We start from the raw sequence: 24,036 nt of genomic DNA on the forward strand, positions 1-24,036 counted from the left end.
ATGACGCAGCAAATCGAAAAGAACTACGAAGAAGCGAAAAAGCTTTATGAACAGCATGGTATCGATGTCGAACAAGCGCTCAAGAGGCTCGAACAAATAAAAATCTCCATGCATTGCTGGCAGGGAGACGATGTGCGCGGGTTCCTCAACCGCGATCAGGAGCTGACCGGAGGAATCTCGGTCACCGGCAGCTATCCTGGGGCGGCGCGGACTGCAGCGGAGCTGCGCGCGGATTTAGAAAAAGCGTTCTCCTTGATTCCCGGCAAACATAAAGTGAATCTTCACGCGATATACGCCGATACGGACGAGCGAGTGGAGTTGGACCGGCTTGAACCGCGCCATTTTCAAAGTTGGGTGGATTGGGCAAAGGCGCAAGGATTGGGATTGGACTTCAATCCGACCTGCTTCTCGCATGAAAAGTCGAAGGACGGCTTCACGTTAAGCCACCCGGACCCGGAAATTCGCCGGTTCTGGATCGATCACTGCAAGGCTTCGCGAAAAATCGGGGCGTACTTCGGCGAACAATTGGGGCAGACGTGCGTTACGAACGTGTGGATTCCCGACGGCTTCAAAGATATTCCTGTGGACCGCATGTCGCCAAGGCAGCGGCTTAAAGATTCTCTCGATGAAATTTTTGCGGAAGAGCTCGACCCGAAAGTTCATTTGGACGCCGTGGAAAGCAAGCTGTTCGGTCTCGGTTCGGAAGCGTATGTCGTCGGCTCACACGAATTTTATATGGGATACGGGATCCGAAACAACAAATTGATTTGCTTGGATGCGGGCCATTTCCATCCGACGGAGACGATCTCGGGCAAGCTGTCGTCATTGGCTTTGTTCGCCAGCGGAATTTTGCTGCATGTAAGCCGTCCGATGCGGTGGGACAGCGACCATGTGGTCATTTTGGACGATGAGCTGATGGATATCGGCAGGGAATTGGTGCGCAACGACTTGCTCGGAAAGACTCATATCGGTTTGGATTTCTTCGACGCGAGCATCAACCGGGTGGCTGCATGGGTCATCGGCACGCGCAACACGATAAAGTCGCTGCTGCGTGCGATGCTTGAGCCTGTTGAAACGTTGAAAAAGGCCGAGCTCGAAGGAGACTATACGACGCGTCTCGCATTGATGGAAGAATTCAAATCGTATCCTTTCGGGGCGGTGTGGGATTACTATTGTGCAAAGATGGGCGTTCCCGTTCGTGAACAGTGGCTTGAAGAAGTGAAGGCGTACGAGAAAGCAGTATTGTTGAAACGCGGATGAGCGATATAGCAAAAATCAAGGGTGGTGCCGGACGGTGAGTATTCTCGCGTACGATCTGGGGGCGAGCAGCGGAAGGGCGCTGCTCGGCCGACTTGACGACAGAAAGATGACGGTCGAAGAGCTTCACCGCTTTCCGAATGACCCGGTGCAGGTTGGCGGCCGCTTGCATTGGGACATTCTTCGGCTGTTCCATGAAATCAAACAAGGGCTGTTGAAAGCGAAACGCGACGGGATTTCCCCAAAGAGTATCGCCATTGATTCGTGGGCCGTCGATTTCGGTCTGATCGGCAAAAACGGGGAACTGCTTGGAAATCCTTATCATTACCGGGATCATCATACGGACGGAGCTATGGAGCGGCTGTTTTCGGTAATCCCAAAGGATGAAGTATTTAAACGGACCGGCATTCAGTTTCTTCCCTTTAACACGATCTATCAATTGTTTGCATTGAGAGAAGCCGGCTCGCCGCCGCTTCAGTCAGCCGAACGTTTCCTCATGATACCCGACCTGCTGCGATATTTCCTGACCGGTGAAATGCACAACGAGTTCACCAATGCGACGACGACGCAGCTGTACAATCCGCTGGCGGGACGGTGGGATACCGAATTGCTGGTGCGGCTGGGCATCCCGGAATCGTTGTTCGGAGCCGTCGTCGAACCGGGCACGGCCGTGGGGACATTGCGCTCAACCGTTCGTGACGAACTGGGTGTCGGTGAAATACCGGTATTTGCGGTTGCCGAGCACGACACCGGATCGGCGGTGGCCGCGGTTCCGGCATTGGAGCGAACGTTCGCCTACCTGAGCTGCGGCACTTGGTCTTTGATGGGCACGGAGGTCGACCGGCCGGTTATCAACGATTTGGCTTTGGATCTCAATTTCACGAACGAAGGCGGCGTCGGCGGGACGTATCGGCTGTTGAAAAACATTATGGGTCTTTGGATTTTGCAGGAGAGCAAACGGGAGTGGGAGAGAGCAGGAATCTCTTATACGTTCCCGGAATTAATAAAGATGGCCGAACGAGCGCCTTCTTTCTCCGCTTTCATCGACCCGGACGACAATATGTTTCTCCATCCGGGCGATATGACTTCCCGGATCCGGCAGTATTGCCTGCAAACCGGACAGCAGCCGCCGGGGGAGCCGGGCGCGGTCGTCCGGTGCATATTGGAAAGTCTCGCTCTCAAATACCGTTATGTGCTCGGGCTGACGGAACGCGTTTCCGGACAATCGTTCAACGGCCTCCACATGGTGGGCGGCGGCATCAACAATACGCTGCTTTGCCAATGGTCCGCCAACGCGATCGGCAAACCGGTATGGGCGGGGCCGGTGGAAGGAAGCGCCATCGGCAACTTGGCCGTTCAGTGGCTGGCGCAGGGCGAGTTTTCGGACATATGGGAAGCGCGGCGGGTCATCCGGGATTCGTTCCCGGTATCGGTATTCGAGCCGCGGCAGCGGGAACAATGGGAGTATGCTTACGGACGCTTCCTGAAAGTTACGGGACTTATTGCATAACGTTTGAAAAGAGGTAGGCTATGCTTGTTGCCGAACGCTACGAGAAAATTGTCCGGCTGGTGAATGAAAGAGGAAGCATCCGGGTTTCGGAATTGAGCGAATTGTGCCAAGTGACGGAAGAGACCATCAGGCGCGATCTCGATCGCTTGGAGCAGGCCGGCCGGCTGCGCCGTTCACACGGCGGAGCGGTCAGCGTCAGGGACCAGCAGCCGGAAATTCCATACTATGAACGGGAAATTGTTCATGCGGAAGAGAAGAAGCGGATCGCGGAGGAGGCTGTTACGCGTATTCAGCCGAGGGACCGGATATTGTTGGACGCCAGCTCGACCGCATGGTACATGGCGAAAATCGTACCCGACATACCGCTCACCGTGCTGACGAACTCCATGAAGGTCGCAACGGAGCTAAGCGGCAAGGAGAAGATCGAGGTCGTCTCCACTGGAGGCATACTCGCCGCCAGGTCGTTGTCGTTCGTCGGTCCTTTGGCGGAACGTTCCCTGGAAAGCTACCACGTGGATAAAGCGTTCCTCTCCTGCAAAGGAGTGCATGCGGAGCGCGGCATCAGCGAGTCGAACGAGCTGCAGGCGCGCGTGAAGCAAAAGATGATCGATATCGCGGATCAAGTGATACTCTTGGCGGATTCGAGCAAGTTCGGCGTTCAAGCTTTCACTCATGTAGCCGATCTGAGCGAAGCGGATTCGATCATTACCGACCGCCGCGTTTCGAAGGAAACGTTGAACCGGTTGGCGGAGCTGGCGATTCCTGTGTCCGTCGTATAGCATTAATTGCTGCCTCCAGGGGATTGACCTGGAGGCTAACTTCTGATAAGTTGTCTGATAACCTGATAAATTTGGTGAGGGGTGCGCAATGAAAGTTTCTTTGTTTGTCACGTGTCTAAGCGATGCGGTATACCCGCGCGTCGCGGAAGCGATCGTGCGTCTGTTGGCGCGATACGGCGTGGCGGTCGATTTTCCGCCTGTCCAGACGTGCTGCGGCCAACCTGCATTCAACAGCGGATATTGGGCGGAAGCGCGCGAATCGGCGAAGACGATTCTGGACGCTTTCGAGGACAGCGACTTCGTTATTTCTCCTTCCGGCTCGTGTACCGGCATGATTCATCATTACTCCAAGCTGTTTGAGAGCGACACGAAGCTGCTGAAGAAAGCGGAAGAGCTTCAGCGCAAATCGTACGAATTTACTCAATTTCTCGTGCAGGTGCTCGGAGTGACGGATGTGGGCGCCGTTTTTCCCCATAAAGTGACTTATCATCCGTCCTGCCACGGAAGCCGGCTGCTGGGCGTCAAGGAAGAACCTATGGAGCTGCTGCGCAACGTCAAAGGCTTGGAGCTCGTCCCGCTGCCTTTCGCGGAAGACTGCTGCGGTTTCGGCGGAACGTTCGCGGTAAAGATGTCGGAAATTTCGGGAGCGATGGTCACGGAGAAGGTCGATCATGTGCTGGAAACCGAGGCCGAAGCTCTAGTCGGGCTCGATATGGCTTGCTTGATGAACATAGCCGGCAATTTGCATTTCCGGAATGAGCCGGTGCGCGTAATGCACTTGGCGGAACTGTTGTATGAAGGGGTGAAACGGGCATGAGTGCGAGTCACACGGCAACGAACGGATCAACGGTGAAGGAACGGGCGCAGCTGGCGTTGAACGACGAATTTCTGCGCAAGGCGGTCAGGTTCACGACCGAGAGGCTGCGCAACGGAAAACAGAAAGCTTCCGAGGAGCATGGGAATTGGGAAGAGTGGCGCGAGCGCGGCAGACAAATCCGTCTCCACACGATCGCGCACCTTGATTTTTACTTGAATCAATTCGCGGATAATGCGCGGGCTAACGGCGTTCATGTGCATTTTGCGGAGACGGCGGAAGAAGCGGTGAAGCTGACGCTGGCGATCGCGGAACGGAAACAAGCGAAGTCGGTCGTCAAATCGAAATCGATGGTGACGGAAGAATTGCACTTGAACCGGGCGCTTGCGGACATCGGTGTCGAAGCGGTGGAAACCGATTTGGGCGAATACATTATTCAGCTCGCGGACGAAACGCCTTCGCATATCATTATTCCGGCAATTCACAAAAACAGGTATCAAATTGCGGAGCTGCTGTCCGCGGAAGCGGGAGAGACGCTGCCGCCGGATACGACCGCTCTGGCTGGATTTGCGCGGAAGAAGCTGCGCGAGAAGTTTCTGGAAGCCGACATCGGCATGACCGGCTGCAATTTCGCCATTGCGGAAACCGGTTCCATGGTGTTGTTCGAGAACGAAGGCAACGCCCGGATGGTGACCACCGTTCCGAAGACGCAAATCACGCTTATGGGGATGGAGCGTATTATTCCGACGTGGGCGGATTTGGAAGTGATGGCGACGCTGCTGCCTCGCTCGGCCACCGGTCAGAAGCTGACCGTATACATGTCCGGCATTACCGGACCCCGGCGTTCGAAAGATGCGGACGGTCCGGAGGAGATGCATATCATTATCGTCGACAACGGCCGATCGCTGCAGTTGGGAGATCCGGAATTTCAAGAATTGCTCAACTGCATCCGCTGCGGTGCTTGTCTGAACGCCTGCCCGGTGTACAGGCACATCGGCGGCCATGCGTATGGCGGCACATACAGCGGCCCGATCGGAGCGGTGCTGACGCCGGCGCTGAACGCGAACGTCGCGGAATGGGACGACATCGCCAACGCTTCGAGCTTGTGCGGCGCGTGCTACGAAGCTTGTCCGGTAAAAATTCCTCTTCACGACATGCTCGTTTATCTTCGTAAGCGGAAGGTGGATAAAGGTTTCTCCCCCGTTACGGAAAAACTCGGAATGAAAGGCTTCGCCGCCGTCATGTCCGATTCGAAGCGGTTCCGTGCGGCGCTCAAGCTCGGGAGAATCGGGCAAAGATTCGTTGCCCGCGACGGATACATCAAGGCCAAGTTGGGGCCGTTAAAGGGCTGGAACAGCTATCGTTACGCGCCAAGCTTGCCGAAGGAATCGTTCCGGGACCGGTGGAGCACGTTGGAGCAAGAACTGCGTCAAGGGCTGAAAGAAATCGATCCGGGAGTGCGCACTCGTATGGAGACGATCTTGAAGCAACGGGAAAAAGGAGGCGGACATCACCATGGCTGAATCGTCGTCGCACCAAACGTGGCTGCAGGAGCTGGAAGCGCAGTCCCGCGCGAAGCAGGAAGCATTCATGAACAATATCGCGAAGCGGCTGAACCGGCCGCGGATCGCGGAGAAGCCGGCGCACCCGTTCCGGGGGGCTCCCGATTTCTGGAACGCGTTCGAGTGGTCCGTCGAGGAGAGGGTCGAGCGGTTTTCGGAAAATATCAAGAATGCAGGCGGGCATCCGGTGCGCCTGGACGACATGGAGCAAGCCAAACGTTTCATATTGGAGAAAGCCGGAGAGCTTGGAGCAAAGTTTATTATTCGGCAGAACGAGAAGGATCATGAGGAGCTCGGTTTGGAGTCGGGATTGCCGGACGTGCGTGTATCGGTGTGGAACAGCGATCCGCAGGAGAATTGGAAAGCCCGCGCGGCGGAAGCGGACATGGGCATCGTGACGGCGGATTTTGCGGCGGCGTATACGGGAACCATTATGGTGAAATCAGCGGCGTCTAAAGGAAGGTCTGTCAGCCTCCTTCCCACTGTGCTCATTGCGATCATTCCTGTGGAACGGTTAAAAACAAGGCTGGGTGAAGTTTTGCCTTCCTTCGACGAGGCGGGACGGGCGAACCTGCCGGCGGGCATTCATTTCATTTCGGGACCGAGCCGCTCGGCGGATATCGAGAACGATCTAACGATCGGAGTTCACGGACCGGGTGTCGTATACGCGCTGCTTGTCGGTTGACGGACGGGAGGATGGACATGGAGATTACCAGACTGTCAAAAAAGAACCACTATGAGGAAATAACCGAGCAGCTTAAGCGCATGATAATGGAAGGCAAGATAAAGGTTGGAGACAAGCTTCCTTCCACCAAAGATATGTCCGAGCAATTCGGGGTCGGCCGCTCCACGACCCGCGAGGCCCTCAGCGCGTTGAAAGCGATGGGGTTGATTGAAATTCGTCAAGGCGGGGGATGCCGGGTTATCGCCAGCGCCCCTTCCGACATCGAACTTCCGGAGCTGCGGTCGCTTCGGATGAACCGGTCGACAATACTGGAATTGCTTGAAGCGCGGCAGTCGTTTGAAGTTTCGAATGCGGCAATAGCGGCGGAAAAAAGAACGGACGACGACTTGGCGGCGTTAGGCGGCATCATTCAGGAAATGGAGCGCCACATCGGCGACGATTTGGAAGGTGAGCGCACCGATCTGCTGTTTCATCTCACCCTTGCCAAGGCTACGCATAACTCGGTCATGGTGAAGCTGTTCGAGTCGGTTGTAAATCAAATGGAGGCCGCGATCCGTGAAATCCGGAGGGTGGAGCTGTATGCAAGCCGTTCGGTCGCCAAGCGGCTTTATAAAGAGCATTTGGAAATATACGAAGCGGTTCGCGGGCGCAACGCAAATGCCGCCGCACAAAAGATGAAGCGGCATTTGCTGCACGTTGAACAGATCGTAATGCGGTACGTGTAACACCCTCATGATAGAATAGAGGTTATGAATGTTTAGATTAGGGCATGTACATGATTCCGTCTCCCCTGCTACGATAATTGTGCAGTAACAACGAGAGGGGAAAACTATGAAAAATAAGAAATGGGTTTCACTAATGCTTGCTCTTGTTCTTGCAAGCGCTGCCGGCTGTTCTGCCGGTGGGGAAGGCAAATCAAATACCGGGAGTCAACCGAATACGACTGAGGAGATAACAAAATCGGCGCAAAATGCCGACGGCAAATTCGATCCTCCGGTTACGATTACGACCGCTCGTCCGGTGGGTGGGGACTACACCTTTATCAATGGGGAAAATATCAACAACAACGTGCACAACAAATGGGCGAAAGAAAAGCTGGGCATCGAGATAAAAGATCTTTGGAATACGACGGATAATGCCGCCTACCATACCAAGCTCAGACTTTCGTTAACCACACAAGATCAGTTGCCCGACCTATTTATCGTACAGGATGTCAACCTGATCTCCGACCTTATTCAATCGGGCAAAGTGATGGACATTAGCCAGGCTTTCGACCAATACGCATCCGACCGTATTAAAAAGCTCTATGAGGACAACAGCGCAGCGTTAAATCAAGTGAAACAGGGAGATCAACTGTTGGGACTTCCTATCTTTGCCGGCGGCGACGGAACCAATCCCGTTCTGTGGATCCGCCAGGATTGGCTGGACAAGCTGAAGCTGAAAGCGCCGACAACGATCGAAGAATTCGAAGCCGTCATGGATGCTTTCACCAATCAGGATCCGGACGGCAACGGGAAGAAGGATACGTTCGGCTTCAGCTTATCGGCCCGCAACGGTTTCTCGAACTGGATGTCCGATGTGAGCTTCGTCTTCGGCGCGTATACCGGAAAGTTTATTCCGGGACATTGGCAAACAGCGAGCGACGGAACGTTGAAATACGGATCCGTTCAGCCTGAGATCAAGTTGGGACTCGGGAAATTGCAGGAATGGTATAAAAAGGGGTATCTGGATCCCGAATTGGCCGCGCTCGATGAAGTAAAAGCGACGGAAAGCTTTATTCAAGGGAAGTCCGGCATGATCGCGGCGCCTTTCTGGGCATTGGGCTGGCCGTTGGGGGATGTAAAGACTACAGATCCGAATGCCAAGCTTGCGGCCTATAAGCTTCCGACCGGACCGGACGGCAAATCCGCGCGGTATACCGGAACTGTGAATGAAAATAAGGTCATGATGTTCAACAAAGATTTCAAGCATATGGACGCCTTCTTTCTCTATTTCGACAAAATCTACGACCATCCGTTTGAAACGGGCGAATTCAAAGACGGATTTTTCGAAGGCTATGACTATGCGATCGTAGACAGCAAGCCGGTATACGATTCGAAGAAGTTTCCGACCCCGCATGACGGCGCGTCGTCTGGCAAGTATAACTTGTTCTGGAATACCCCTGGAATCCCTTTCGAAGGCTCCAAGAACTATGATTATATGTTTAATGGCGGTGAAGTGAAAACCAGAGGTCATTTGGAAATCTCGATCCAGGACAAGGAACTGGTACGGGCGGGAGCTTTGAACTACCAGATGAAAGAAATCAATGCTCCGAATGAGTTCCTGGGCGCTCCTACCGAAACGATGAGAAGCAAAAGCGATAACTTGAAAACGATGGAGCTCGAGACCTTTGCCAAAATCATCTACGGCAACGAGCCGCTCGATAAGTTCGACACATTCGTGGCGGATTGGAAAAGCAAAGGCGGCGACCAGATCGAAAAAGAAGTGAACGAATGGTATAAAAGCGTAAACCCGTAATGGATTGAAAGGGCTGTCCTGAGAGTGAATTCCTCAGGAACAGCCCTTTTTGTCAACGATTGCGGAAATTTTGAGGCGTGCAGTCATAATGTTCCTTGAAGACATGAATAAAATATTGCGTCTTCTGATAGCCGACCTCTCTGGAAATATCGGCTACCTTCATATTCGTCGAAGTCAGAAGTTGGGCTGCTTTCTCCATTCTGGCCCGCGTGATATAGGAGGACAGGCTCTCTCCGGTTTCTTTCTTATACAGACGGGACAGATAGACGGGGTGCAGATACACATGCTCCCCTACGCGGGTGAGAGATACATCTTCATGCAGGTGGCGTTCGATATACTCGTGAATTTGCCGGATGATATGATTCCGGTTAGGCGAAACGTCATACAGCGACCTCTTGAACTGCTCGATCAACGGAAGCGCCCATTCCCGGATCGCATCCGTTGATTGAAGATAGAAGGACTCGCGCTGCAGAGAAGGGATATTGACCATTTCGGCCAAAGAATCCCCCTGCTTATGGGCGATATAAGAGAAACTGCTTAATAAGTAATAAACTACCTCCATAAGATGCTGCTGTGTCCGGTAATCCGGCATATTCAACTCCTCGAGAATATGGTCCAGTTTGCTTGCGACTTCCTCCCAGCGGCCGGAATCCATTAATTGCTGCATGGTCGGCGATTGATGCAATCGTGTCAGCGGCTTCGACGTCTGCTCCCCCGCCAATTCGTTCTCCGCCTCCTTCATCGAAAGCACAACGTCTGTCCGTGTGCCGATCGACCGCCAGAATAGATTTAAAGCTTGCATATATTGACGTTGAAGCTCATGCTGGAAGACGAAAGGTTCTGTAATAACGATGGAAACGGTTCGTTTCAGGTACGTACGGACAGCCTCTTGCAGCTTGGCGATCCGTTGAACGAGTCCCTGAACTCCATGGGTCGAATCGACCGGGATCAAGGCCACGATAAACCGGTGATCGTGGTCTTTACAAGACCAGAGGGAAGAGATTTCTTGGATCTGTTCGAAAATAATCTCCTCCGACATATTCAGAAGGGCATAGCATAGAAGCTCGTGGTCTTCGCGCGTAATTTTTTCCGTTCCGGTTTCGATGCGGATGAGCGCAAGGATACAAGCGGAATCCGGCGTAAGCGGCAAGTGAAGAGCTTTCAGGTGTCTCTTCAATTCTTCGGGGCTGTATTTCTTGCCGAGCAAGAGATCGAGCAGCAGGTGCTCCCGCATGCGGGTGATCCCAAGCTTCAACACATCGCTTGCCGTCGCCAGATTTTCTTTCAGCCGCGTTTCGTCTTCGATTTTGACGAACACTTTCTTCAAGCAGAGCAGTACCTCATCCACGGTTACGGGTTTCAGCAAATAGTCGGCGGCGCCGAGCTTCAATGCATTGACGGCATATGAGAAATCGGAATACCCGGAGAGCAGGACGACTTTCGTAGCAGGGTACTCCCGTTGAAACGTCGAAAGCAACTCGAGTCCGTCCGTCTCCGGCATTCGGATATCCGTAATCATAATCGCAAATGGAACTTTCCCGGCAATATCGAGCGCCTCTTTCGCGGAGCTTGCACGATATACATTCCTGATCCCAAGGCTTGCCCATGGAAGTTCCGTTTCCAAATAATCGAGAACATACTCTTCGTCATCCACTAGTAAGACGTTCATGCTGAATCCTCCTGCTGCAATTGTGATAATCGAAGGGTCACCCGGAAGCCGCCCCATTCGTTGCTTGAGAAAGACAACCCGGAGCTGCCGCCATACCGGTTGATCAGCCGATGATGGACATTCCTTAATCCGCAGCCCATCTCCTCCGTAGTCCGATAGCTGCCATGAACGCGATCCATGATTGATTCAATGCCCTCCTCGGAAAGACCGGCACCGTCATCGTCAACGTAAATAATGCATTGCCCGTCATGGATTTCTCCCCGGATATGAATTTTTCCGGCATCGCGCTTTTGCTCGATTCCATGAACAATCGCATTCTCTACAAGCGGCTGCAGCAGTAAGGTAGGCACGGACAGCCCGAGCATGGAGGCAGGGATGTCGATCTTGTACGTCAGCCGCTTGTTTCGAAGAGACTGCACTTCCAGATAGCTCTCAACCAGTCGAATTTCATCCATCATGGTCGTATATTCGCCGGCTTTGCGGGTAATATATCGGTAGAAATGGGACAAATTCTTCGCCATGGAGATGACTGCCTCAGGCGATTTGTGCGCCATGCTGACAATGTAGAACAAGCAGTTATACAAGAAATGAGGGTTGATTTGCGACTGCAGATGCTTATATTCGGCCTCCCGCGTCCTGACCTTCTCTTCATATACGTTCTCGATCAACGATTGCGTACGGGCGGCCATATCGTTGAACCGGTCAAATAGAAAATCAAATTCAGTGTTCGTTCTAAGGGTTGCTCTGCTGGCATAATCGCCCGCGCCAAGGCTTTCGATTTTGCGTACCAGATATCCGAACGGCATGCGGAAATGTCTGTAAAACAGATAGGAGATCGCAATTCCCGTTATAAATAGCAACAACAGACTGCCGTTAACGAACATATTCATCTTCTGCAGCGGATGGAGAAATTTGTCCGATTCGATATAGCTGACCAACGTTCCTCCAAGGGAAGGGCTTCTCATAGATTGAACCAAATACTCCACCCCCTCAACCTCTATTACATTCAATTTGGGATGGGCCGAATCGTTGGCTTCAAACAAATTATCTTGCAACAAACGGGTAAGCAGGTTCTTGTCCACAGGGGTATTTTCAATCAACTCGTCCTCGGAAAAATAAAAAAAAGATTTCCCGTTGCCGGCTTCGTCAAGTCCGGCAAGTACGGATTTTAAATAAGCGCTTGACAGAGTCGTTTCTACGGTGGCGACAACATTGCGCATATCCGGCGCTATCACCGAAGAATTGGCGAACAACAAGTGAAAGGTGTGGTTGCCTTCGGATTTCCGGGCAAACCATTGATTTTTCGGTTTATTTAAGAGCTCCACATGATTGAAACGAAAGTTTTCCGATGTGGAAATTCCTTCTTGAATTGAAGGCCAATATACCGTCATTTCATGAATAAGCGGTTCAGCCTGGCTTTGTAAAATCATTTTCTCTTCTATCGTCTTTCGTATCAATAGATGGTTCAAGTATTCGGAGAATTCCCACGAACTGGCATATGATAGGATGGTCGAATCGTTGGCGAGCAGAAGCGTTTGTTTCTCAAGCTGACGCAGCGATTGCTCCATCCGTTGAATGGAAAATTCCAATTGCTTCGCGGCGGACTCTTCCAGTGTATTCTTAACGACATTCTTACTCGTATAGTTGGCATATGCGAATAATAACGTTGTCGGGATAAGCAAAGCAGCCAACATGATGAGAAGTTTATGGAACACTCTATATTTTATCATGCCGATCACCGCCTGTTGCGAATTTAGCGAAAGAGGTTATGAGAGGGGCTATAGATGTTAAGACCTTATCATAGGTAGGGGCCGAAGCTGTTGGTATAATCATAGCAGAAGCCGATCAAAGCGCAATTACTTGTAGGAGTGGGGGATTTTGTATGAGTAAAGTGCTTCATTCGCCTATCACGGCGCAGTCCTCTGCGATCAAAGCGGAGTCGAAATGGAGCAAGGGGTTCAAGAAGACGTGGCCGCTTCACCTGCTGATTTTACCGGCAACGGTTATCGCCGTTGTGTTTCACTATTTGCCGATCTTCGGGCTGGTGATGGCCTTTCAGGACTATAAGCCTTGGCTCGGGTTTATGAATTCGGAGTGGGTCGGGTTGAAGCACTTCGAGTCTTTGTTTATGTTTGACGAGTCGGTACAAGTGATATGGAATACTCTGGTGATTTCAGTGCTTAAGATCGTGTGCGGACTGTTTGTACCGATCGTGATTGCTTTACTGTTGAACGAGATTCGTAAAGAAGGGTTCAAACGGAGCATCCAGACGCTCGTCTATCTTCCGCATTTCCTGTCGTGGGTCATTCTGGGCGGCATTCTTATTGATTTATTGTCGGTCAAAGGCGGAATCGTCAATCGGATGTTAGCGGACTGGTTCGGGCAGCAGCCGATCTTCTTCCTTGGAGACGGCGATTGGTTTCGGTTCGTCCTCATTGTCAGCGATATCTGGAAGGAATTCGGCTTCGCGATGATTATTTATCTTGCGGCGATTGCAGGCGTGAATCCTTCACTATACGAGGCAGCCGAAGTGGATGGCGCAACGCGGCTGCAGCAGACGGTCAACGTGACGCTGCCGGCCATGCTGCCGATTATCGCCGTCGTCGCTACATTGCAGCTCGGCAACGTTCTAAATGCAGGCTTCGATCAGATTTTCAACCTGTACAATCCTCTTGTTTACGATAAAGGCGATGTAATCGATACGTTCGTCTATCGTTCGGCTATGTTGAAAGGGGATTTCAGCTTTGCTACGGCCGTCGGAATGTTCAAATCGATCATTAGCTTTGCTCTGATTATCATCTCGTACAGAATGGCGTACAAGTTTGCGAACTACCGGATTTTTTAAAGTAGGAGGGGAGACGTTTGTATTATAAAACAACAGGATATAGAGTCTTCAGCATCTTCAATAATCTCTTTCTGATTTTCTTGTCCTTGCTTTGCATCTTACCGTTAATACATGTACTGGCGGTGTCGTTCAGCGGCAAATCGGCGGCAACGGCTAACATCGTTAACCTCCTGCCGGTGAATTTCACGCTGGAGTCGTACGGGAAAACCATCAATAATCCTGCATTTATTAGCGCGCTGTTGTATTCGGTATACCGGACCGTTCTTGGCACCGCGATCGGTATGGCCGTCATCGTATTTGCGGGCTATGCGTTATCGAAGCGTTATGCCGAATTCAAATCCAGGAACGCATACATGTGGTTTTTTGTATTTATCATGTTATTCTCCGGCGGTCTGGTCCCCGGTTACATTTTGATTACGAACTTGCATCTCATTAACACCATCTGGGCGCTGGTTCTGCCTTCGGCATTAAGCGTATACAACATGATACTTCTGATGAACTTCTTCCGTACGATACCGGAAGAGCTTGAAGAGGCGGCGCTGATTGACGGCGCGGGGCTGTTCCGAATCTTGTTCAGCATCCATTTGCCGGTATCCATGCCCGCATTGGCGACGATTACGCTCTTCACATTGGTAGGCCATTGGAACTCCTGGTTCGACGGACTTATCTATATGATGGACACTGCGAAGTACCCGCTTGCCACCTACTTGCAAACTGTCGTCGTACAGCAGGATTTCAGCAAGATGAGCATTAATCCTGAGGATTTGGAAAACTTGTCGCAAAGAACGGTTAAGGCCGCTCAAATCTTCATCGGTGCGCTCCCGATTTTGCTTGTATATCCATTCCTGCAAAAATTCTTCGTGAAGGGAATTGTGCTTGGAGCGGTGAAAGAGTAGAAAGGAGGCAACCGAAGGTTGTCCGCGATAACGAATATTTGCAGAAAGGAGCTGATGCATGATGGAAGTGTTCGAATTACCGTCCGGAGCGTTCCTCTGCAGCGGGGATACTAGGATGGAGGTAGTCGGCGCCGACGGGCTTCGATTGGAAACCGCGCCGCAAGGCGGAGGGGTACATATGGATGCACGAACAAGTCCCGTCAGCGTCTGGACGGAGTTCGATTATTTGACGGCGGATGTGTACCATGAGTCGCATGACGTCCTCGTTGTGCTGTTCACATTTGCGGATGAAGCGAACCGTTCGATAACCGTTCATTACGGTGTATTGCCGCGCGTAACCACCCGGATCTGCCTGCCATTGACCGCTCTTAACGGAGAGAAGCTGTTCCTTGAACGGTTTCCGGGAGTCATGCAATCCGTCCTGCGGGGAGACGCATACGTGGACAGAAACCGTATCACCCGGTTTACCGTCTCAACGATCGCTTCGGTTACATCGAGAAGGCTGGTAATATCCGGCCTTTCTTTACGTCAATCCGTGCCGCAGTTTCAATATGAATCGAAGGCATATGTAGATGCGCTTGGTCAGTTGGCATGGAAGGATTGGATCGGCAAGACAAGCGGTTCCGAGGAACTTATACGTTCTTTGAGAGATGAGTGGCGGCTTTCGCGAGAAGAAGATACGGCTCACCCCGATCGCGGCCGTTATGGCGGTTGGAAGCGGCTTCGCTTCGAATCGACCGGTTTTTTCCGGACGGAACATGACGGACAGCGGTGGTGGTTCGTCGATCCCGAAGGGTATGCCCTGTTCAGTACGGGGCTCGATTGCGTTAATCCGCCCGAAGCGATGCGGGTATCCGGGATGGAGCATCTTCTTCCGGAACATCCTGACGAAGACGAAGAGTTCCGCGACGCATGGGTGCAAAGAGGCTACAGCTTTGGGATTGCCAACCTGATCCGCGCGTTCGGAGACGAATGGCGGGATAAGTGGGCACAATTAACGGAGCATCGCATGAAGTCGTGGGGGATGAACACGATCGGGAATTGGTCGGGCCACGAATTTATCAGGCAATCGGATCTGCCGTACGTTTATCCGATGGAAGGTTTCCCGACTACGGAACAGACCATATTCAGAGATTTCCCGGATGTGTTCAGTCCGGATTACGAGAAGAAGGCCGAAGCCTTCGCGGAACAGCTGCTTGCGATGAGGGATGACCGTCGACTGATCGGGTACTTTATGCGAAACGAGCCTCATTGGGCATTTGTTGACGGTTTGAACCTGACGGAGCAGATGCTGCGCTCACCCGTGCGATTCGCGAGCAAGGTGCGCTTTGTGGAATGGCTGATCGAAAAATATAAAACCGTCGATGGCTTGAACGCAGCTTGGGGAACCACCTTTGCACGGTTTGAGGATTTGTACGATGAAAGGGTATTTACCGTATGGTCCGGCAATTCGGCAAGTCAAGACGATTTCAACGCATTTAACCGGCTCATGATCCGGCGTTACGTCGAAGTGCCGGCTGCATTTTGCAAGCAAGCGGACCCAAATCATCTCAACTTGGGAATGCGCTACGCATGGGTTGGCAGCGATGACGTGTTGGAAGGATGCGAAGCTTTCGACGTATTCTCCATTAATTGTTACCAAATTAAGCCGGATCGGGAGATGATTAGGCGTATCAGCCAACGGTTAAATCAGCCGCTCATGATCGGCGAGTTCCATTTCGGAGCCGCAGATGCAGGGATGTTGGCCTACGGGATTCGAGCTGTTTCAAGCCAGTCCGATCGCGGAATGGCCTACCGATACTTCGTCGAGCAGGCGGCTTCCATACCGGAGCTCATTGGCGTTCATTATTTTCAGCTGAACGATCAACCGGTATTGGGACGGTTCGACGGAGAGAATTATCAGATCGGGATCGTAGACGTATGTCAACAGCCATACCGTCCGTTCGTCCAAGCCATGAAGCTTGCGCATGAACGGATATATGATATTCGCGTCGGAAAGATGGCTCCAACTGCCGATCGTCCGAACGAAATACCGAAAACAGGATTTTGACCCCGCTAAAGAACGTGAGGCAAAAGAACGCGGAGAGGAGTATTACACCCCTGACCGCGTTCGTAAGATGCAATATGCTAAGTGTTTAGCTGCTGCCAGTAGGGACGTACGGTTCGATAAGGGGGAAGCCATGCGAGTGGTTTCCCTGCTTTATCTCTGCTCGATATGTTTTAACCGGTCAACAATCCATCCTTACGCGCCTTTTCTACCGCCTCGTCGCGATTGCTGACGCCGAGCTTGCCGTAGATGGTAGAAATGTAATTGCGCACCGTTCCTTCGGACAAGAACAGCTTTGCCGCCAACGTCTTATAACGCATCCCCGAATCGAGATACTTCAATATCTCCATCTCGCGCTTGGTTAACCCGTACAGACCCCGATCCGCGGCAGCCAATTCGACGGCCTCGGAAACGCGATTGAACCTCTCGAGCATTTTGTCCGTTATTTCTCGAGTAATAGCGGTTCCCCCCGAATGAACGAGGCGCACCGTCTCGATTAATTCCTGCAATTGCGCCGACTTCAGGCAATACCCGTCAGCGTCGCTCTTTAAAGCGGTAAGCGCCTGATCCAGCTCCTCGAAGGTGGACATCATCAACACTTTAATTCCCGGGTAAGCTTGTTTGATTTTCTGCAAAGCGGAAATTCCGTCCATGACGGGCATACGCATGTCCATCAAAATCATATCCGGATTCGTTCGTTCGCAGACCGCAATAGCCTCAAGCCCGTTCCCTGCAGTTCCCGCTACATGGATTCCTTCCTCATTCTCCAACAAAGTCTTTAACCCCTCAAGTACGATCGGCTGGTCGTCTACAATGACGACATGGATGACCTGCTTGGTCTCAAGCGAATGATACGGTAGAGAGCAGGTCACGATCGTTCCGTTCCGTGGATCGGACTGAAGCTGTATGCTTCCGTTCAAGGCCTCAAGCCTCTCGCGCATACCCGCTATGCCGAAACCGGGCTGCAAAGCTTCTTGTCCCGTTCCGTTATCCCGGATCTGCAGCGTAATGCGATCCTTCTCGAAGCGAAGCGTCAATGCGATATCATCCGCCTGACCGTGCCGAACCGAGTTGGTCAGCGTCTCTTGCAAGCAGCGCATGAACGTTAACCGGCTGTGCCGCGGTACTTGAACAGGATCCCCCGATTGTTCCAGCGCAACCTTAACGCCGGTTTGCTGCGCGAATGTCCGGGCGATTTCGTCTAACAGCACCGGCAGCGGCAAGTCCGTTTGTTCCGTTCTCATATCGTGAATATGCCTGCGAATATCCTCGAACCCCTCCCTCGTCAGGGACAGGAGCGTTTCCAGCTTGTTCTTTTCCAGGCCGGGTGCCATCGACGCGCGAAGCGACTCCATTCCCATGATCAGGGATGTCAGCATATGTCCGATCGTATCATGCAATTCGCGCGAAAGCCGGTTTCGCTCCTCCAGAAGCGTTATTTTCTCAATCTGCTTTATATTTTGCTCCAGCATTTTGTTTTGCTCTTCGATGATTTTGCTTTGCTTGTTTGAAGTAATAAGCAAACGAAAGGCATAGCCTAATCCGTAAGAAATGCAATAATTGAAAATAACTCCGAATACGATGACATCCCAGAACTTGTTCATATGCCAACCGAGCCATGCGGGAAAGGCGAAGGCGGCCAGAGGAGCCAGCCATATATACGCATAGCCGGGGCTGTTGTAACCGATCATGAAAGAAATCGGAAGGAGATACAAATGTGTGTCCGGGTGCGATTTGTTCAGAAGGAACAGGATCACTCCGGGAAGCAGCAGCTCGCATGCAGCATACAGATGATGATTGATCTGCATAACCAGGTACGGAACGGATAAGACAATAAAAGTAATACCCAGCTTGATCCAGAACGGAAAGCTCCACTGCCCCTCCACTTCCCATAAAAGCGCAATGATAGAAATGCACCAGCAAATCCTGAATGCAATCATGAACCAATCGTACCATTCCCATCTTTTCACCAGACCGCGCATGACCATTCCCCCATGATGCCTTATCCAGTCATTATACTCCTAGTCACATCAGCAGTAAAAACTATTATTACAATCTGTCATAGGGAAAATGTGACGTTTTATAACTGGACGGTATGACCGGTTTTTATGTCAAATGTATGGTGATGAATCTTCCAATTTAAACTTATACGACTGAAAGGATGAGAAAGACAATGAACAAAAACACTGTAATTCGCGGAATGACGGCAGTTGTGCTTATTCTGCCGCTGGCAGCGTGCGCTTCCCAGGATATCGCGACACTGAGCGCCACTGCCAGTACCGGTGCGGCGACGACCGCTGAATGGTCCTACTCGGGTGATACGGGGCCAGACAAATGGGGAACTCTGGATCCGCAATATGCAGCTTGCGCGAATGGAACCGAACAGTCTCCGATCGATATCGAACTTTCACAATTAAAAGTGGACAAAGAGTTAGGGGAATTCGAGACCAATTATAAACCGACCGCCTTCACTCTAATGAACAATGGGCATACCATTCAAGCCAATGACGCATCCGGCAGCAATACCATTACCGTTGAAGGCAAAGTATACACGCTCGTTCAACTGCATTTCCATAAACCTAGCGAAAACCAGATCAACGGTAAAACCTTCGATATGGAGATGCATCTTGTGCACAAGAATAATGAAGGCAAGCTTGCAGTACTAGGCGTTCTGATCAAGTCCGGCAGTGAAAACAAACAACTGGCGGAAATGTTCTCGAAGCTTCCGAAGGAAGAGACCGAGGAAGATCTCAAGCTGGATCAAGTCATTGATTTGAACGCGCTGCTGCCTAAAGATAAGAAAGCATTCCACTATAAAGGTTCATTGACTACGCCGCCCTGCACGGAAGGCGTGGACTGGACAGTAATGGAGGAACCGATCGAACTATCCGAAAAGCAGATTCAGGCGTTCGGCGCCATTTTCTCCGATAATCATCGCCCTGTCCAGCCGCTCAACGGCAGAACGATTGAAACCCAATTAAGGCGCTAACTCGCAGATTCAGCGGCCGGTGGAAGAACACCGGCCGTTGTTTTAATTATTGTAAAGCCTAAAAGTTTATAAATACGATTGACAGATCAAATATCGCATGAGAAAATGTACACGCGTACATAAGCAAGCGTTTTCACTCAGATAGGATGACTTCATGATGGCAACCCGTAAAGAAGTAGCGCAAAAAGCAGGCGTTTCGGAAGCGACGGTGTCGCGGGTGCTGAACGGCGTCGGCCCGATCAAGGAGTCGACGCGCAGGCGCGTGCTGGAAGCGGCGAAGGAACTAAATTACCACCTGAACGTGGTGGCGGCGAGCTTTGCCCGCGGACGAAGCGGCAATATCGGCGTCGTGCTGCCTCACGTCCCCAAAGTGCATCTGTTTTCAACATACTACTTTTCCGAATTGTTGAGCGGCATTGGGGAAGCCGTTGGCACAAGCGGGTACGGCTTGCTGCTTCTGTTCCGCGATCCGGCGTCGGAGTACGATTATGTGTCGTTGTTTCGATCGCAACGGATCGACGCCTGCATCATCCTTGGCGCCAGCTCGCTGCCGGCGGAAACCGAAAGTGTGCGGCGGCTTGCGGAGGCGGGTTTGCCTTTTTGCGTCATTGACCAGTATTTTGAACACCCCGGAGTGAGCATCGTTGCGGCGGATCACGAGTCGGGCAGTTATGAAGCGGTAAAGCATCTGCTGTCCGGAGGGTACGGACGAATCGGATTTATTAACGGTTCGCCCCATTACTCGAACAGCCGGGAGCGCCTCAACGGTTACCGGCGCGCCCTGTCCGAGGCGGGGATCGGGTACGACGAGACGATCGTGTATGAAGGCAACTACAGCCGAACGAGCGGTCATCAGCTGACGGAGGCCGTGATCGCGAATCGCGGCAGGCATGACGCCATGTTCGTGTCGAATGACCGGATGGCCATCGGCTTGATGCAAGGGCTGCGCGAACGCGGCTATACGCTGCCTGCCGACCTGCCGATCGTAGGCAGCGACGATTCGGATGCCGCGCGAATTTCGGATATTCCGCTTACGACGGTGCACGTACCTTTTTACCGCATGGGGTGTTCGGCGACTGAACGGCTGTTGGACCGTCTGACGGACCGGAATAATGAGCATATGGCTTTCACTGAGAAGCTTCCTACTCATTTGACTGTCCGTAAGTCTTGCGGTCTCAAACGCATAGAGCAAGGCTAATGATCAGTACATTTATGAATCCTGGGAGGGAGCATTCATGAAGCAAGTGAATGTCGGAATGGTTGGTTACAAATTTATGGGCAAAGCTCACAGCCAGGCGTATCGGGATGTGCCGATGTTTTTCCCGGACGCGCCGAAGCCGGTGATGAAAGCGATTTGCGGACGCGACAAGTCCGGCGTGGAACAAGCTGCCGCACAGTTCGGTTGGGAATCCAGCATTACGGATTGGACCGAGCTTGTGAACCGGGATGACATTGATGTCATCGACATCAATGCGCCTTCCAACGTTCATAAAGAAATCGCAATTGCGGCGGCAAAAGCGGGAAAACATATCTTTTGCGAAAAGCCGCTTGCTCTGACCCTCTTGGATTCGCGAGAGATGCTTGCGGCCGCCGAACAAGCCGGGGTAAAGCATATGGTCGGTTTCAACTACCGCTTCGCTCCGGCCGTACAGCTGGCGAAAAAGCTGATCGATGAAGGGCGGCTCGGAACGATTTATCATTTCCGCGCGTGGTTTCTGCAGGACTGGATCGTCGATCCCGATTTTCCGCTCGTTTGGCGTCTGGACAAGAATATTGCAGGCTCCGGCTCGCACGGCGATCTCGGCGCGCACTTGATCGATTTGTCTCATTTCTTGTTAGGCGATATGTCCGAAGTGATCGGCATGAGCGAAACGTTCATCAAAGAACGCCCGATGCCGAGCTCGATGACGGGCCTCAGCGCTAAAGGCAGCAAGGATGCGCCGCGCGGGCCGGTCACGGTAGACGATGCAACATTGTTCCTAACCAGATTTGAAGGCGGAGCGCTAGGCAGCTTCGAGGCGACCCGCTTCGCGTCCGGCCACCGCTGCACGAATTCGTTTGAAATTAACGGCAGCAAGGGGAGCGTGAAATTCGATTTCGAGCGGATGAACGAACTGCAGGTGTATTTTACGGACGATGCAGCCGATGTGCAGGGCTTCCGCCGCGTGCTTGCGACCGATCCGGCTCACGCTTACATGGACGCTTGGTGGCCTCCCGGACACACGATCGGTTACGGGCAGACGTTCACACACGAAGTCGTCGAGCTTCTTAGAGCGCTCTCCGAAGACAGGCAGCCGGTTCCGAATTTCCATGACGGCGTGAAATGTCAAGCGGTGTTGGGAGCGGTGGACCGGTCCATTGAAGAGCGCCGCTGGGTAAGCATCAACGAGATGTAGCACCGGTACTGAAAGAGAAACGAAAGGAGAGGAAGCGTAAATGAGAAAGGCGTTGATCGTTTGGGGAGGGTGGCTTGGCCACCAGCCGAAAGAAGTGGCGGAAATTTTTCGCGAAGTGTTGGAGAATGAAGATTTTGAGGTGGAGGTATCCGATACGCTTCAGGCATTCTCCGATGCCGAGAAGCTTAAATCGCTCGATTTGATCATCCCCGCATGGACGATGGACCGCATCGACCAGCAGCTGGTAAACAACGTGTCGGCTGCGGTGCAAAGCGGCGTCGGCTTAGCGGGCTGCCACGGCGGCATGTGCGACGCGTTCCGGGAAAATGTGGACTGGCAATTTATGACCGGCGGCAACTGGGTTGCCCATCCGGGCAACGACGCCGTCGAATACACGGTGAATATCGCGAACAGCTCGAGTCCGCTCGTAGACGGATTGGAGGATTTCAGGGTCAAGTCCGAGCAGTATTATCTGCATGTCGATCCCGCTGTCGAAGTGCTGGCTACGACACGCTTTCCGACAGTACCAGGTCCTCATTCGCTCAACAAGATTGTCGACATGCCAATTGCGTGGACGAAGCGTTGGGGCGTCGGCCGGGTGTACTATAATTCGCTTGGACATCAAGCGAACATTATCGAGATGCCGGTCGTGAAGGAAATGATGCGCCGCGGATTTCTGTGGTGCGCCGAAGGCAAAGCTTTGGCGCAGGCGCAAGGAACGAAAGCGGCGGCATATACGGGCATGGCGGACAGCCAACTTTAACAGGAGCGATAAGGACAATGGATAAAATAAAGGTTGGCATCATCGGCACCGGAAATATTAGCGGCATTTACTTGAAGAACGGAAAGCTGTTTGATTCGATGGAAGTGGTCGCTTGCGCGGATTTGGACGTCGAACGCTCGAAGGCGAAGGCGGCCGAATTCGGAATCCGGGGTTGTTCGGTTGAGCAGATGCTCGCCGATCCGGACATCCAAATGATTATCAACCTCACTATTCCCCAGGCGCATGCGGACGTTTGTCTGCAAGCGTTGGAAGCGGGCAAGCATGTCTATGTCGAGAAGCCGTTGGCGGTTACCCGCGAAGACGGCCGCAAGGTGCTTGATATGGCGGCGAAGAAAGGGCTTCTCGTCGGAAGCGCTCCGGACACGTTCTTGGGCGGGGGAATTCAAACGTGCGTCAAGCTCATTGAGGACGGCGCGATCGGAACTCCGATCGGCGCAACCGCGTTTATGATGAGCGGCGGGCACGAAAGCTGGCACCCGGCGCCAGAGTTCTACTACCAGCCAGGCGGCGGCCCGATGTTCGACATGGGACCGTATTACTTGACGGCGCTCATCGCAATGCTCGGTCCGATTCGCAGAGTGACCGGCTCCGCCCGGATTTCTTTCCCGGAACGGACCATAACAAGCAAGCCGAAATTCGGGCAAAAGGTGACGGTGGAAGTTCCTACGCACGTTGCTGGTATTATGGATTTCGAATCTGGCGTCGTCGGCACGATCTTGACCAGCTTCGACGTTCGCGGAGGATCGCGGCTGCCTTGCATCGAATTGTACGGCAGCGAAGGCACGATCGTCGTTCCGGATCCGAACACTTTCGGCGGTCCGGTCATCGTACGGCGCGCAGGCTCGCAGGAATGGGCTGAAGCTCCGCTTACTCACGACAATGTCGGGAATGCGCGAGGCGTGGGAGCGGCCGATATGGCGAGAGCGATCCAAACCGGACGCAACCACCGCGCGAACGGCGAGATGGCGTACCACGTGCTTGAGGCGATGCACGGCTTCCACGACGCGTCCGAGCAAGGCGCGCATTACGCGATGAAGAGCACTTGCTCGAAGCCGGCGCCGCTGCCGCCCGGACTGGCTGATTATTCGCTGGACTAATATTTTTTTACAACATAAAGTACCGTTCCGACGTTGTTTTCGGAGCGGTTCTTTATGTTATGGCAATGGTTTGCTCGCAGATTACGGCCTGATTTCCAATTTTTTCGCTAATTCCCCTATAAGTTTAGCGTTATGGCAACGTGCTGTCCATAAACTCTAAAGCCCCTTAATCGTATTGGAGTCATCGTA

The 24,036-nt window shown here is 52.6% G+C and carries 19 protein-coding genes; 16 read left to right on the top strand and 3 right to left on the bottom strand.

The window, feature by feature from the left end; translation table 11 throughout:
- The 8 genes from rhaA to JET16_RS22940 all read left to right on the top strand — a co-directional run bounded on the left by rhaA (nt 1) and on the right by JET16_RS22940 (nt 9,124).
- On the top strand, nt 1–1,260 hold the full coding sequence (gene rhaA, locus JET16_RS22905) for an L-rhamnose isomerase (protein ID WP_199620850.1): 1,260 nt from the start codon (nt 1–3) through the stop codon (nt 1,258–1,260).
- Nucleotides 1,261–1,294: 34 nt separating this feature from the next.
- Entirely contained in the window at nt 1,295–2,767 is a 1,473-nt protein-coding gene (locus JET16_RS22910; protein ID WP_199620853.1) for a rhamnulokinase, read from the top strand.
- Between the two features lie 20 nt (nt 2,768–2,787).
- A complete protein-coding gene (locus JET16_RS22915; protein WP_199620856.1) occupies nt 2,788–3,546 on the top strand; it encodes a DeoR/GlpR family DNA-binding transcription regulator in 759 nt (252 codons plus the stop codon).
- An 88-nt stretch (nt 3,547–3,634) separates the two neighbouring features.
- Nucleotides 3,635–4,363 carry a (Fe-S)-binding protein gene (locus tag JET16_RS22920; RefSeq protein WP_199620858.1) on the top strand — a complete coding sequence of 243 codons (729 nt, stop codon included), beginning with the start codon at nt 3,635–3,637 and terminating at the stop codon, nt 4,361–4,363.
- Entirely contained in the window at nt 4,360–5,883 is a 1,524-nt protein-coding gene (locus JET16_RS22925; protein WP_199620860.1) for a LutB/LldF family L-lactate oxidation iron-sulfur protein, read from the top strand. The genes JET16_RS22920 and JET16_RS22925 overlap by 4 nt, the downstream gene beginning before the upstream one ends.
- The gene (locus JET16_RS22930) at nt 5,876–6,607 is read left to right on the top strand and encodes a LutC/YkgG family protein (protein WP_199620862.1); all 732 of its coding nucleotides are present in this window, start codon (nt 5,876–5,878) and stop codon (nt 6,605–6,607) included. The genes JET16_RS22925 and JET16_RS22930 overlap by 8 nt, the downstream gene beginning before the upstream one ends.
- A 17-nt stretch (nt 6,608–6,624) precedes the next feature.
- On the top strand, nt 6,625–7,332 hold the full coding sequence (locus JET16_RS22935) for a FadR/GntR family transcriptional regulator (protein WP_199620864.1): 708 nt from the start codon (nt 6,625–6,627) through the stop codon (nt 7,330–7,332).
- A 106-nt stretch (nt 7,333–7,438) separates the two neighbouring features.
- Nucleotides 7,439–9,124 carry an extracellular solute-binding protein gene (locus JET16_RS22940; protein WP_199620866.1) on the top strand — a complete coding sequence of 562 codons (1,686 nt, stop codon included), beginning with the start codon at nt 7,439–7,441 and terminating at the stop codon, nt 9,122–9,124.
- A gap of 52 nt (nt 9,125–9,176) precedes the next feature.
- Here the strand turns inward: JET16_RS22940 and JET16_RS22945 are convergent, their stop codons facing one another.
- Both JET16_RS22945 and JET16_RS22950 read right to left on the bottom strand, forming a co-directional pair.
- Complete coding sequence (locus tag JET16_RS22945; RefSeq protein WP_199620869.1) at nt 9,177–10,793, bottom strand: response regulator; 1,617 nt, start codon at nt 10,791–10,793, stop codon at nt 9,177–9,179.
- Nucleotides 10,790–12,523, bottom strand: coding sequence for a sensor histidine kinase (locus tag JET16_RS22950; protein WP_199620872.1), 1,734 nt, complete (start codon nt 12,521–12,523; stop codon nt 10,790–10,792). The genes JET16_RS22945 and JET16_RS22950 overlap by 4 nt, the downstream gene beginning before the upstream one ends.
- Before the next feature lie 152 nt (nt 12,524–12,675).
- Between JET16_RS22950 and JET16_RS22955 the strand changes: the two genes are divergently transcribed.
- The 3 genes from JET16_RS22955 to JET16_RS22965 are packed head-to-tail and all read left to right on the top strand — an operon-like array spanning nt 12,676 to nt 16,584.
- A complete protein-coding gene (locus JET16_RS22955; RefSeq protein ID WP_199620875.1) occupies nt 12,676–13,638 on the top strand; it encodes an ABC transporter permease in 963 nt (320 codons plus the stop codon).
- Between the two features lie 17 nt (nt 13,639–13,655).
- Nucleotides 13,656–14,534 (top strand): carbohydrate ABC transporter permease, encoded by an 879-nt coding sequence (locus tag JET16_RS22960; RefSeq protein WP_199620878.1) that lies wholly within the window; start codon nt 13,656–13,658, stop codon nt 14,532–14,534.
- A 58-nt stretch (nt 14,535–14,592) separates the two neighbouring features.
- Complete coding sequence (locus tag JET16_RS22965; protein WP_199620880.1) at nt 14,593–16,584, top strand: beta-galactosidase; 1,992 nt, start codon at nt 14,593–14,595, stop codon at nt 16,582–16,584.
- A 170-nt stretch (nt 16,585–16,754) separates the two neighbouring features.
- Here the strand turns inward: JET16_RS22965 and JET16_RS22970 are convergent, their stop codons facing one another.
- On the bottom strand, nt 16,755–18,563 hold the full coding sequence (locus JET16_RS22970; protein WP_199620882.1) for a helix-turn-helix transcriptional regulator: 1,809 nt from the start codon (nt 18,561–18,563) through the stop codon (nt 16,755–16,757).
- Between the two features lie 191 nt (nt 18,564–18,754).
- Between JET16_RS22970 and JET16_RS22975 the strand changes: the two genes are divergently transcribed.
- From JET16_RS22975 to JET16_RS22995, 5 genes are all read left to right on the top strand, one after another.
- The gene (locus JET16_RS22975) at nt 18,755–19,570 is read left to right on the top strand and encodes a carbonic anhydrase (RefSeq protein ID WP_199620884.1); all 816 of its coding nucleotides are present in this window, start codon (nt 18,755–18,757) and stop codon (nt 19,568–19,570) included.
- Between the two features lie 157 nt (nt 19,571–19,727).
- On the top strand, nt 19,728–20,768 hold the full coding sequence (locus JET16_RS22980) for a LacI family DNA-binding transcriptional regulator (protein ID WP_199620899.1): 1,041 nt from the start codon (nt 19,728–19,730) through the stop codon (nt 20,766–20,768).
- 37 nt (nt 20,769–20,805) lie between these two features.
- Nucleotides 20,806–21,966 (top strand): Gfo/Idh/MocA family protein, encoded by a 1,161-nt coding sequence (locus JET16_RS22985; protein WP_199620886.1) that lies wholly within the window; start codon nt 20,806–20,808, stop codon nt 21,964–21,966.
- Nucleotides 21,967–22,006: 40 nt separating this feature from the next.
- The gene (locus JET16_RS22990) at nt 22,007–22,729 is read left to right on the top strand and encodes a ThuA domain-containing protein (protein WP_199620888.1); all 723 of its coding nucleotides are present in this window, start codon (nt 22,007–22,009) and stop codon (nt 22,727–22,729) included.
- A 17-nt stretch (nt 22,730–22,746) separates the two neighbouring features.
- Complete coding sequence (locus tag JET16_RS22995) at nt 22,747–23,847, top strand: Gfo/Idh/MocA family protein (RefSeq protein WP_199620890.1); 1,101 nt, start codon at nt 22,747–22,749, stop codon at nt 23,845–23,847.
- The last annotated feature ends 189 nt before the right edge of the window (nt 23,848–24,036 follow it).

The sequence above is a fragment of the Paenibacillus alkalitolerans genome, from assembly GCF_016482785.1.
GTDB classification, from domain to species: domain Bacteria; phylum Bacillota; class Bacilli; order Paenibacillales; family YIM-B00363; genus Paenibacillus_AE; species Paenibacillus_AE alkalitolerans.